General features: G+C 66.1%; 12 protein-coding genes. 3 read left to right on the top strand and 9 right to left on the bottom strand.

The annotated features are described in order from the left end of the window. Positions 1 to 208: 208 nt before the first annotated feature. Entirely contained in the window at positions 209 to 1102 is an 894-nt protein-coding gene (locus X741_RS144910) for an EamA family transporter (RefSeq protein ID WP_023779391.1), read from the bottom strand. A gap of 92 nt (positions 1103 to 1194) precedes the next feature. Here X741_RS144910 and X741_RS144915 point away from each other — a divergent pair, with 92 nt between their 5' ends. After that, on the top strand, positions 1195 to 2121 hold the full coding sequence (locus tag X741_RS144915; protein WP_031250303.1) for a LysR substrate-binding domain-containing protein: 927 nt from the start codon (positions 1195 to 1197) through the stop codon (positions 2119 to 2121). Between the two features lie 31 nt (positions 2122 to 2152). Here X741_RS144915 and X741_RS144920 read toward each other — a convergent pair whose 3' ends face one another. Continuing rightward, positions 2153 to 2743 (bottom strand): hypothetical protein, encoded by a 591-nt coding sequence (locus X741_RS144920; protein ID WP_031250302.1) that lies wholly within the window; start codon positions 2741 to 2743, stop codon positions 2153 to 2155. Positions 2744 to 2869: 126 nt separating this feature from the next. On the opposite strand from X741_RS144920, the gene X741_RS144925 reads away from it, so the two are divergent. Next, positions 2870 to 3103 (top strand): DUF2093 domain-containing protein, encoded by a 234-nt coding sequence (locus X741_RS144925; RefSeq protein ID WP_023779388.1) that lies wholly within the window; start codon positions 2870 to 2872, stop codon positions 3101 to 3103. Here X741_RS144925 and lpxK read toward each other — a convergent pair. The 6 genes from lpxK to X741_RS144955 form a co-directional block, all read right to left on the bottom strand. Then, a complete protein-coding gene (gene lpxK / locus X741_RS144930; RefSeq protein ID WP_023779387.1) occupies positions 3100 to 4125 on the bottom strand; it encodes a tetraacyldisaccharide 4'-kinase in 1026 nt (341 codons plus the stop codon). The genes X741_RS144925 and lpxK overlap by 4 nt on opposite strands. 115 nt (positions 4126 to 4240) lie before the next feature. Then, a complete protein-coding gene (waaA, locus tag X741_RS144935) occupies positions 4241 to 5557 on the bottom strand; it encodes a lipid IV(A) 3-deoxy-D-manno-octulosonic acid transferase (RefSeq protein WP_031250301.1) in 1317 nt (438 codons plus the stop codon). Next, positions 5554 to 6345, bottom strand: coding sequence for a lysophospholipid acyltransferase family protein (locus tag X741_RS144940; protein ID WP_023779385.1), 792 nt, complete (start codon positions 6343 to 6345; stop codon positions 5554 to 5556). Before X741_RS144940 ends, waaA begins: the two co-directional genes overlap by 4 nt. A 5-nt stretch (positions 6346 to 6350) precedes the next feature. Beyond that, a complete protein-coding gene (locus X741_RS144945; protein WP_013896111.1) occupies positions 6351 to 6596 on the bottom strand; it encodes a DUF4170 domain-containing protein in 246 nt (81 codons plus the stop codon). Positions 6597 to 6672: 76 nt separating this feature from the next. Beyond that, positions 6673 to 7476, bottom strand: a complete 804-nt coding sequence (locus tag X741_RS144950) for a 3'(2'),5'-bisphosphate nucleotidase CysQ (RefSeq protein WP_023779384.1) — start codon at positions 7474 to 7476, stop codon at positions 6673 to 6675. After that, positions 7463 to 8806 carry a TldD/PmbA family protein gene (locus X741_RS144955; RefSeq protein WP_023766511.1) on the bottom strand — a complete coding sequence of 448 codons (1344 nt, stop codon included), beginning with the start codon at positions 8804 to 8806 and terminating at the stop codon, positions 7463 to 7465. Before X741_RS144955 ends, X741_RS144950 begins: the two co-directional genes overlap by 14 nt. A 169-nt stretch (positions 8807 to 8975) precedes the next feature. On the opposite strand from X741_RS144955, the gene X741_RS144960 reads away from it, so the two are divergent. Continuing rightward, entirely contained in the window at positions 8976 to 9392 is a 417-nt protein-coding gene (locus tag X741_RS144960) for a VOC family protein (RefSeq protein WP_023779382.1), read from the top strand. Positions 9393 to 9410: 18 nt separating this feature from the next. Here X741_RS144960 and epmA read toward each other — a convergent pair whose 3' ends face one another. Beyond that, positions 9411 to 10457, bottom strand: coding sequence for an EF-P lysine aminoacylase EpmA (gene epmA, locus X741_RS144965; protein WP_023779381.1), 1047 nt, complete (start codon positions 10455 to 10457; stop codon positions 9411 to 9413). Positions 10458 to 10496: the final 39 nt, after the last annotated feature.

Here is a 10496-nt window from a genome sequence, read left to right as displayed (position 1 = left end):
AGAGGTCCCCTCAGAATCGATTTCCACACCTCGCACAAGAGTACGTTTGTACTCATGTGCGATTCCCCTGCCCACAAGGGGGAGGGTGAAGGGCTAGGCTCCCTACCTCCCCCTTGTGGGGAGGTCGGACCGAAGGTCCGGGTGGGGGTCCCGAAAAGAGCCGCTTAAGCGGCTCTTTTCGAGTAAGCAACAATCCCAACCCTCTGATTCACCGCTTCAAATTGACCACGATCACACCCCCGAGCGCCAGTGCGCCGCCGAGGATGCCGAGCAGCGTCGGTACTTCGCCGAGCCAGAAGAAGCCGATCAGGGCGGACACCGGCGAGACCAGATAGAGGAAGTTCGAGGCACGCGCCGCCGGCAGGCGCGACAGGGCGGTCGCCCAGGCGGCATAGGCGATCAGGCTCGGCACGATACCGAGATAGACGACGGCGCCGAGACCGGCGGTGTCGGCGACGGCCGCCTGCTGGAAAGCGGCAGGCAGGAAGGGCGCCAGGCAGAGCGCGCCGAGCACCATGTTGGAGGCCGAAATGGTCAGCGGATGGTGACGGGCGAACAGCGGCTTCTGGACGATGGTGTTGACGGCCGAGCACAGCGCGGACCCCAAAACCAGCAGAGCGCCGGCATTGAAGTGCAGGCCGTTGCCGTCGGCCATGGCAATGATGCCGATGCCGGCGAAGGAAATAACGGTGCCGAGCCAAGCCATGCCGGAAAAGCGCTCGCCCAGAAGCGCCATCGCCATGATGGCGGTGAAGATCGGGCTGACATTGATGATGAAGCCGGCGGCACCGGCCGAGACCGTCAGTTCGCCGAAATTGAGCATGGCGGTGTAGAGCGCGACGAAGATGGCGCCGCCAAAGGCGAAGCGCCATAATTCGCCGATCCTGGGCAGCGCCGGGCGCTTGACGGCAAGGAAGATCGCCGCCGGCACCGCGGCGATGGCGAAGCGCATGGCGCCGAGTTCCAGCGGCTGAAAGGCGGCCAAGCCGGCGCGGATCGCCGGGAAGGCGGATGCCCAGCCGACCACCGTCAGGGCCACGGCGACGATGGCCGTGGTGTCCATGCGCTGTGTCTGATTCAACGTGCCCGTCATCGCACCCATCTCACTCTCCTCGCGTTGTTCCCGTCCTGAAAGGCAGAAAACGCCATTTTCGGCCCGTTGACAAACGATCAAATCGAGAATCACCTGTGACTATGGATCACAGCTCAGATACGATGGTGCCTCTCGAAACCCTGCGGGCGTTCGACGCGGCGGCGCGAACCGGCAGCTTTTCGGCGGCGGCCGAGAAACTCAACATCACCCATGGCGCGATCAGCCGGCAGATCGCCAAGCTGGAGGATTGGCTGGGCCTGAAAGTGTTCGACCGCGGCGCGCGTGGCGTCTCGCTGACGATCGAAGGCAACCGGCTGCATCTGCGCACGTCGGAAGCTTTCGCGCTGATATCGAGCCATTCCGACCGCTGGGTAGAGCCGCGCGGCACGGCGGTCGTGCGGCTGACCTCGATCCCATCGGTAAGCGGGCTTTGGCTGATGCCGCGCATGGCGGCACTGGAGAACAATCCCTCCAAGCTGCGCATCGTGCTCGATGTCGACGTCCGCCAGGCCGACCTTGCCGACGATGGCATCGACCTGTCGATCCGCTGCGGCCGCGGCGGCATTCCGGGTCGTGTCTCGGTGCAGCTTTTCGAAGAGCATGTCTTCCCCGTCGCCTCGGCGGAGCTGGCGCGCGAGATCGGCCGCGGCGACCCGGCCCGGCTGCTCAAATTTCCGCTGATCAACGATTCCGACGCCTCCGGCTGGCGTGCCTGGTTCGCGGCGCAAGGCATGGACTACCGGCCGCGCCCGCAGGACCGCCGCTTCCAGGACTACAATCTGGTGCTCGACGCGGCCGCCTATGGGCTCGGCATCGCGCTGGCGCGGCCGCCGCTGAGCGGGCATCAGCTGGCGTCGGGCCGCATCACCGCCGTCGATGAGCGCACAGCGCTCAATCCGGTGTCCTACTGGCTCGACCGGCCGACTGGACGGCCACGCACTGCCGCGGCGGATCTCGCCCGCCGCATCGCGCAGCAGGCCGGCTTGGCGGCGGAGAAGATCGAGGCGTTCATCGGGGCCGAGCGATAGGCTCTCCAACATGTTCCGGGCCGATCCGGATTCAGCGAAGCAGCAGCAGGACCAAGCCGAAGACCATAATTGCCAGCAGGCCGGTCATGATCGAAACAAAGCCGATCTTCACCAGCAGGCGTTCGGGATTCGGCACCGCACCGTGGGATTGATTGGCCGGCTTGTGCCGTCTTGCCGGCGTGCCTGAGGCGGCCGCGCCGCGCGGGACCGGAGCCGGCGGCGGGATGAACGACAGCAAGGACAAGCCGGCCGCCCTGGCGGGAGCGTTATCGTTGGCTGTTGTCGAAGGCGGCACGAAGCCTCGCTGCGTTTCGGTTTCGGGCGTTGTTGCCTTTCTCGCCGCGACCGTTGCCAGCACCGCCTCGTCCCTCGTCTCCAGCTGCGCCTGGTAGGCCTCGACGATACCGGCTGAAGCAATCTGCTGCGACCGGACTGCCATCGGCGCCGCAGGCATCGCCAGCAGAGCCGGCGCCGTCCGTTGAGCGAACAGGGAGGGTGTGGCTGGCTGGACCAGTTCCCTGACCAAAGCCGCCCTGACCGGATCGGCTTTCGCCAACGGCACAGGGTGCGGCGTCATCGCTTCCTTGAGCAAGGAAGCCAGGCGGGCGGAAGAAATATCCATCATGCCCCCAACAAAAGCGCTTTTCGCACCTGTCGTAACGCCTCGGCATTGTCTGAGGCTTGTCGCATGCTTGACCCGGCCGCAGATTTGTGGCGATGAAATCTCCATGACATTCGGCACCAGCGCATGATGAACCGTTTTGAAGGCCCGGGCGGCAAGGAAGCCCGCATCCGCTACCTCGATGGCGATTTCCAGGTCACCAGCCCCGGCTCGTTCGTGCGCTGTGCCGTGACCGGGGAAAGCATCCCGTTGGATGAGCTGAAATACTGGAGTGTCGCCAGGCAGGAGCCTTACGTGAACGCCACCGCTTCGCTGCGCCGCGAAATCGAGGTGCATCCGGAGCTGCGCAAGCGCAGCTAGCCCTTCAGCTTGCGCTGCCGCCAGGCATCGAGCGTTTCCTCGATGATGCGCTCAGGCACATGCTCGAGTTCGAACACCGTGTCGATTTCCAGCACGTCGAGACGGTCGAGGAAGTCCTGCGGGGCGCCATGGCGCAGCCGGGCGGCATCCTTGGCCGTGGTGATGAGGCCGAGGCCTTCGGCGCGCGCCGTCATCGCCAGTTCGGCCAGCTCGTCCTCGGCATAGAAATGATGGTCCGGGAAAGGCCGCGAAAGAGCCACCTCGCCGCCGGCCTCACGAATGGTGTCGAAGAATTTCTCGGGATGGCCGATGCCGGCGAAGGCCAGGAAGCGCTTGCCAGCAAGCCCTGCCTTGCTGCTCGGCTCGGTATGGGCCTCGAAGATCGGCCTGCCGGCGCGCGCCGCCTGGCGGACCACGGGGTCGGCGGCGCTGCCCTCGCCCATCTTCAACAGCCCGCTGGTGAAGACCAGCTGGTCGACGATTTTGGCGCGGAGTGGGCCGCCAGGGATGACGCGGCCATTGCCGATGCCGTAGCGGGCATCGACCACGACCAGCGCATAGTCGATGTGGATGCGCGCGCTTTGGAACCCATCGTCCATGATCAGGAAGTCGCAGCCGTGCCTTTCCAGCAGCAGCCGGGCGCCGGCGGCGCGATTGGGCGTCACCGCAACGGGCGCATGTTCGGCGAGCAGCAGCGGCTCGTCGCCGACATGCCTGGCGCTGTCGTGACGGCTATCGACGACATGCGGCTCGGCGAAGGAGCCGCCATGGCCCCGCGACAGGAAGCCGGGCTTGAGCCGCATGCGCTTGGCCTGTTGGGCGAGCGCGATGGCCACCGGCGTCTTGCCGGTGCCGCCGACGGTGAAATTGCCGATGCACAGGACCGGCGCCTCGATCTTCTCGCGCCGGGCGCGCCGCATGCCACGACCGGCGACGAGCGCATAGACGGCTGACAGCGGCGACAGTGCCAGGACTTTCCAGTCCGGCTCTTCCCACCAGAATGGTGGTGCTTCGGAGGCCACGCTAGAGCATGATGCCGAAAAGTGTGAAACGGCTTTCGGGTGACATCATGCTCTATCTCCTTGATTTAAAGGCGGATTCAGATTTCAGGTCGAATAGACCTGAAATCATCCGGCTCTAGCGCCCGTTGGCGCCCTTCAGGCGCGACTTGACGACCAGGGGCTGGATATAGGGTTCAAGCGATTTCAGCGTGCGCGCCAAGGCGCCGCGCATCTCGTCTACGGTCGCGATGCCCGCCGCCATCATCTCGTGGCGCGCCACTTCGTTGGTCAAAAGGAAGTTGACGGCACCAGCCAGCATGTCGCGGTCGCGCACCAGCTTGGCGCCGCCGCTGTCGATCAGGCGCTGATAGGCCTCGCGAAAATTCTGCACATTGCGGCCGGCCAGAACCGCCGTGTCGAGCATGGCCGGTTCGAGCGGATTCTGCCCGCCCTCGGAGGTCAGCGAACGGCCGACGAAAGCGATCTCGGTCAGCCGGAGATACAGGCCCATCTCGCCGATCGTATCGCCGAGCAGGATGTCGGTGTCGGGCCCGATGCGATCGCCCCTGCTGCGCCGCGCGACCTTCAGGCCCATGCCGGAAATCTGCGCGGCAAGGGCTTCGGCACGATCGGGATGGCGCGGGACGACGATCGTCAGCAAGCCGTGGTGACGCTTGTGCAGCGTCGCGTGGACTTCCGCCGCGACCACCTCCTCGCCATCATGGGTCGAGATCGCCGCCCAGGTCGGGCGCTTGCCGATCTGCCGCTGCAAGGTGCCCAGCGCCCGATCCTCGACCGGCGGCGGGTTGGTGTCGACCTTGAGGTTGCCCGACACCGTGACCGGCCGGGCGCCCAGCGCGCGAAAACGCTCGCCGTCGACATCGGACTGGGCGACGACATGGGCTAGGTTCTCGAACAGCGCCTCGGCGATGTTGGCCCGCTTCTTCCACGAGGTGAACGAGCGGTCGGACAGCCGGCCGTTGACCAGCACCTGCGGCACATGGCGCGCGCCAAGCTCGAGGATGGTCATCGGCCAGATCTCGGATTCGGCGATGATCGCCAGGTCCGGCCGCCAGTGATCGAGGAACCGGCTGACCGCCGGCTTCAGGTCGAGCGGCACATATTGGTGGATGATGCGGTCGCCAAGCCGCTCGTCGGCGACCTGGGCCGATGTCACGGTGCCGGTGGTCAGGACGATGTTGACGCCATAGTCGAGAATGCTCTCCACCAGCGGCACGACGGCGATGGTCTCGCCTACGCTCGCGGCATGGATCCAGATCACCGGCCCTTCAGGACGCGCACGGCCGGCGACACCGTAGCGCTCGCGGCGGCGGTTGCGGTCCTCCTTGCCGCGCGAGGTGCGCCAGGCAACATAGGGCCCGACCAGCGGATAGGCCGCGGCACCGGCGAACCGGTATGCCGACAGCATGGCGCGTGCCCAGCGACCGCTCATCGCGGGCCATCCACGAGACGGTAGGCCTCGGTGGTGGCGGCGTTGAGCGCGACCGTCACTTCCTGGCGCTTGCGCTCCATTTCGGCGTCGTCGGCGTCGGCCGGCACGAAGATCGGCGTGCCGATGGTCACGGCGGAACGGCCGAAAGGCAAGTTGATGGTGGTCTTGTCCCAGCTCTTTTCTAGCACCTTGCGGCGGCTGGTGGCGATGGCGACAGGCAGCAGCGGCCGGCCCGAGAGGCGCGCCAGGAGGACAATACCAAGCCCTGCGTCGCGCGGCGTGCCATGGGGTATGTCTGCGATCATGGCGACGTTCTTGCCGGCGCTGAGTGACTTTTTCAGGGCGATGAGCGCCTTGGCCCCGCCCTTGTCGAGATGCCTGGCATTCTCGCGGCCGCCCGAACCGCGCACCGCCTCGATGCCGAATTTTTCCAGCATCAGCGCGTTGAGCTCGGCATCGGCGCTGCGCGACACCATGGCGACCAGCGGCTTGCGCTTGGGGTAATAGGCCGGCGTCAACAGATGCTGGCCGTGCCACAAGGCGATGATGCCGGGTTCGAACTCGGCGTAGGCGCCTCCCGAAAAGCGTGCCGATCCGGCGACCAGCGGGCTGGTCAGGCGCACCAGGCGCACGAATTGCGCCAGCAGGCTGGCAATGGCGTTCTTGACGAATCGCGACTGCGCGAGCGGTTCGCGGATCTTGCGCCAGAAGGTCTTGGTCGTGCGGCTGCCGCCCCTGCCCGTGGGCGCGGCATCGCCAGCTGGCCCTTTCGCCAGGTCATGTTCCATCGAGGTCAACCGGCGGCCTTGCTGTCGGGATCCAGGAGACGGTGCAGATGAACGACGAAATAACGCATATGGGCATTGTCCACGCTGGCTTGCGCCTTGGCTTTCCACGCCGTATGCGCGGATTGATAGTCGGGATAGATGCCGACGATGTCGAGCCCGTCGAGGTCGCGGAACTCGGTACCGCCAAGCTTCTTCAGTTCGCCGCCGAACACCAGATGCAAAAGCTGTTTCTTTCCGTCTTCCGCGGCCATGTCGGTCCTTCACATATTGTGAGTTTGTGACAGGTCTAGACCAAAGCCGTCGACTTTGGAACCTTCGAAAACGCTTTCACGCGTCCAGCCCGGCGATGACATCGACCAGCACCGCCAGCAGGTCGCCACTGCCGGCGGCGAGCGCGCCGTGGCGGGTCACCTCGCCGGCGTAGAGCGGCGCGCGGCCATGCGGGTCGAGCAACTGGCCGCCGGCTTCGCGCAGGATGAGGTCGGCGGCGGCGATGTCCCAGTCATGCGCGTTCGGCTTGACGAAGGTGCCGTCGAGCGTGCCGTTGGCGATCATCGCCACGCGGTAGGCGAGCGAAGGGCTGTAGGGCGCCCGCGTCAACCGCTTTTGCCAGCCAGCCGGCATCAGGTCGATGAGCTGCTTCAACCCTGAGATCTCGGCCTTCTCGCCGGGCTGGCGCACCGCGATGCGCTTGCCGTCGCGGAAGGCGCCCTGGCCGGGCAGCGCCCAATAGGTCTCGTTCAAAGCCGGGCATTCGAGCACGCCGGCGAGCGTGCGGCCATTTTCGACGACGGCGACGCTGACGCACCAGGTGCGCTGGCCCTCCAGGAAGCCGCGCGTGCCGTCGATCGGGTCGACGACGAAGGTGCGGCGCGCCGAAAGCCGGGCCGGATCATCGACCGTCTCTTCCGACAGCCAGCCATAATCCGGCCGCGCCGCCAGCAGCGTCTGGCGCAGATAGGCGTCCGCCGCGTGATCGGCCTCGCTCACCGGCGAAGTGCCGCCCTTCATCCAGACCTGCGGGCTTTGGCCGAAGTAGCGCATAGCGATGACCCCAGCCTCGCGGGCGGCGTCGCGCAGCAGCGGCAGGTCTTCCGTAGCGTCGGTCGAGATCAGTTCATGCTCCGGCAAGGGTCATGCCTTCGATCAGAAGCGTGGGGGCCGCCGTGCCGAAATTGCGGTCGAGGTCATCAGCCGGCACCATGTTCAGGAACATGGTCTTCAGATTGGAGGCGATGGTGACTTCGGCGACCGGATAGGCCAGCGCGCCATTCTCGATCCAGAAGCCGGAGGCGCCGCGGCTGTACTCGCCGGTGATCATGTCGACGCCCTGGCCGAACACTTCGGTGACGTAGAAGCCGCTCTTGAGCGACTTGATCATGTCCTGCGGCGAGCGTTCGCCCGGCTCGATGGCTAGATTGGTGGAGGATGGGGAGACGGAGGAGCCGCTGCGCGATCCACGCCCGTTGGTGACAAGGCCAAGCTCACGCGCGGCGGAGGTCGACAGGAACCAGTGGTTGAGGACGCCCTTTTCGACCATCAAGAGCTTCTCGCCCTCGATGCCTTCGCCGTCGAATGGACGCGACGCCTGGCCACGCCGCCGCAGCGGTTCGTCGGTGACGGTGATGGCGGCAGCGGCGACCTGCTTGCCCATCATGTCGCGCAGGAACGAGGTTTTGCGCGCGACGGAGGCGCCATTGATGGCGCCGGCAAGATGGCCGGCGATGCCGCGGGCAACCCGCGGGTCGAACACCACGTCGACCGGCCCGGTCGCCGCCTTGCGCGCGCCGATGCGGCGCACCGCGCGTTCGCCGGCCTTGCGGCCGATGTCTTCTGGTGCATCGAGATCGCTAAAATGCAGGCGCGAGGAGAATTCATAGTCGCGCTCCATGCCGGTGCCCTCGCCGGCAATGACGCTGGCCGAGCGCGAAAAGCGCGAGACGACATAATGGCCGAGAAAGCCGTGCGAGGTGGCTAGCACAAGGCCGCCCATGCCGGCCCCGGCGCTGCTGCCGGACGAATTGGTGACGCCCTTGACGGCAAGCGCCGCCGCTTCCGCCGCCAATGCCGCCTCCTTCAACTGGTCGGCCGACACTTCGGTGGCGTCGAACAGGTCGAGATCGGGCGTCCGCTTGGCAAGCAGCGCCGGATCGGCAAGACCCTGATAGGGATCCTCCGGCGACACTTTCGCCATTGCGACAGCGCGCTCGGCGAGCGCTTTCGGGTCGGACGCGGCGGTCGCCGAAACGCTGGCGACCTTCTGGCCGACGAAGACGCGCAGCGCGACATCCTCGCTCTCGGATGCCTCGGTGGCCTCGACCTTGCCGAGCCGCACCGACACGCCGGTGGAGCGGCCGCGCACGGCCACCGCGTCGGCGGCATCAGCGCCGGCCTTTTTGGCAGCCTCGACCAGCGCCGCAACGCGATCGGTCAGTCTTGCAGCGTCTGTTATATCGGCCATGCCTGTGATTCCTGCTGTTGCGGCCAGCGTCTGGCCGCTGCCCACCCATCTATTGTTCCGGTCCGGCTTGTGCAATGGCATAGACCTCTATCAAAATGCAGCTTCACGACTTCCGTCCGGAACCGAGTGAAGCAAAAACCCAGCCCGCAGCTTGCACGGAGCATCTTCGATGACGCCTTTCCATCTCGCCTTTCCGGTCCGTGATCTCGAAGAAACCCGTATTTTCTATGGCGAGGTGTTGGGCTGCACGATCGGCCGCTCCTCGGCGACTTGGGTCGATTTCGATCTCTTCGGCCACCAGATGTCGGCGCATTTGCGGCCACAAGCCGCGCCAGCCCCAAGCGACGGCAAGGTCGACGGCATTTTGGTGCCGATCCCGCATTTCGGCGCCGTGCTGTTGATGGACGAGTGGCAGCGCCTGGCGGCACGGCTGGAAGCGCGCGACGACATCGACTGGCTGGAACGGCCAATGGTGCGCTTCAAGGGCGAGCCCGGCGAACAGGCAACGCTGTTCATCCGCGATCCCTCGGGCAATGCCTTGGAATTCAAGGGTTTTCGCTCGCTGGAGCAGATTTTCGCGCATTGAGGCAGAGCGAGCCTGGACTTACGACCCGGCGACCGGCGTCCAGATCACATCCTCGATCTTCCGCGCGCCGGTCGCCAGCATCGCCAGCCGGTCGAAGCCGAGCGCGATGCCGCTGGCCTGCGGCATGATGGCAAGGGCGGCGAGAAAATCCTCGTCCAGCGGGTAGCGCTCGCCATAGATGCGCTCCTTCTCGTCCATTTCGAGGATGAAGCGCCGGCGCTGCTCGGCCGAGTCGGTCAGTTCGCCAAAGCCGTTGGCGAGCTCGACACCGCAGCAATAGAGCTCGAAGCGCTCGGCGACGCGCGCATCCCCGGGGCTCGGCCGGGCAAGTGCGGCCTCGGCGACTGGGTATTCGCACAGGATGGTCGCGCGGCCGATGCCCAGATTGGGCTCGATCTTTTCCACCATGACGCGGCTGAACAGGTCGGCCCAGCTGTCGTCAGGCGCCGTGCGCAGGCCAGCCTTGATCACGGCGGCGTAAAGCGCCTCGCGGTCTGTGCTCCCGTCGGCGGCGACCGTGGCCAGGAGATCGATACCGGAATAGTGGGTGAAGGCATCCGCCACCGTCAGCCGCTCCGGCTCGGCGAACGGATCGCAATCGCGGTCCCGGAAGGAAAAGCGCGTGGCCCCTGCCCTGGTCGCCGCCAGCGCCAGCAGATCGGCACAGTCGCGCATCAGGCTCTCATAGGTCTCGCCCACCCGGTACCATTCGAGCATGGTGAATTCGGGATGGTGCAAGGGACCGCGCTCGCGGTTGCGGTAAACCGAACCCAGGCTGAAAATGCGCTGCTCGCCGGCGGCGAGCAGCTTCTTGCAGGCGAATTCGGGCGAGGTGTGCAGATAGAGCGGCGACCGGGCGCCATCGGGCCCGACCACCTCGGTGGCGAAAGCCGCCAGGTGCGCCTCATTGCCGGGCGACACCTGCAGCGCCGCCGTTTCCACCTCGACGAAATCGTGGGCCGCGAACCAGTCGCGCAAGGCGGCGGTAAGGCTGTTGCGCAAAATCAGGCGCGGGCGGCGGTCGGCGTGAACATCGGGCGTCCACCAGGGCGAAGCGGCGGTCATCGCCGGGCCGCGGGCGTGTCAGTTTGCACTGGGGGCTGG

Origin of the sequence: Mesorhizobium sp. LNHC221B00 (assembly GCF_000502935.1) — a bacterium.
Taxonomy (GTDB): domain Bacteria; phylum Pseudomonadota; class Alphaproteobacteria; order Rhizobiales; family Rhizobiaceae; genus Mesorhizobium; species Mesorhizobium opportunistum.
This window is presented reverse-complemented; position numbering and strand designations above follow the sequence as displayed.

Excerpts from the sequence above, each read along its gene's own strand:
- X741_RS144945 (WP_013896111.1), bottom strand. The coding sequence starts at position 6,596 with ATGGCCGCGGAAGACGGAAAGAAACAGCTTTTGCATCTGGTGTTCGGC.
- X741_RS144955 (WP_023766511.1), bottom strand. The coding sequence starts at position 8,806 with ATGGCCGATATAACAGACGCTGCAAGACTGACCGATCGCGTTGCGGCG.
- X741_RS144915 (WP_031250303.1), top strand. The coding sequence starts at position 1,195 with ATGGATCACAGCTCAGATACGATGGTGCCTCTCGAAACCCTGCGGGCG.
- X741_RS144940 (WP_023779385.1), bottom strand. The coding sequence starts at position 6,345 with ATGGAACATGACCTGGCGAAAGGGCCAGCTGGCGATGCCGCGCCCACG.
- X741_RS144910 (WP_023779391.1), bottom strand. The coding sequence starts at position 1,102 with ATGGGTGCGATGACGGGCACGTTGAATCAGACACAGCGCATGGACACC.
- X741_RS144960 (WP_023779382.1), top strand. The coding sequence starts at position 8,976 with ATGACGCCTTTCCATCTCGCCTTTCCGGTCCGTGATCTCGAAGAAACC.
- waaA (WP_031250301.1), bottom strand. The coding sequence starts at position 5,557 with ATGAGCGGTCGCTGGGCACGCGCCATGCTGTCGGCATACCGGTTCGCC.
- X741_RS144920 (WP_031250302.1), bottom strand. The coding sequence starts at position 2,743 with ATGGATATTTCTTCCGCCCGCCTGGCTTCCTTGCTCAAGGAAGCGATG.
- X741_RS144925 (WP_023779388.1), top strand. The coding sequence starts at position 2,870 with ATGATGAACCGTTTTGAAGGCCCGGGCGGCAAGGAAGCCCGCATCCGC.
- epmA (WP_023779381.1), bottom strand. The coding sequence starts at position 10,457 with ATGACCGCCGCTTCGCCCTGGTGGACGCCCGATGTTCACGCCGACCGC.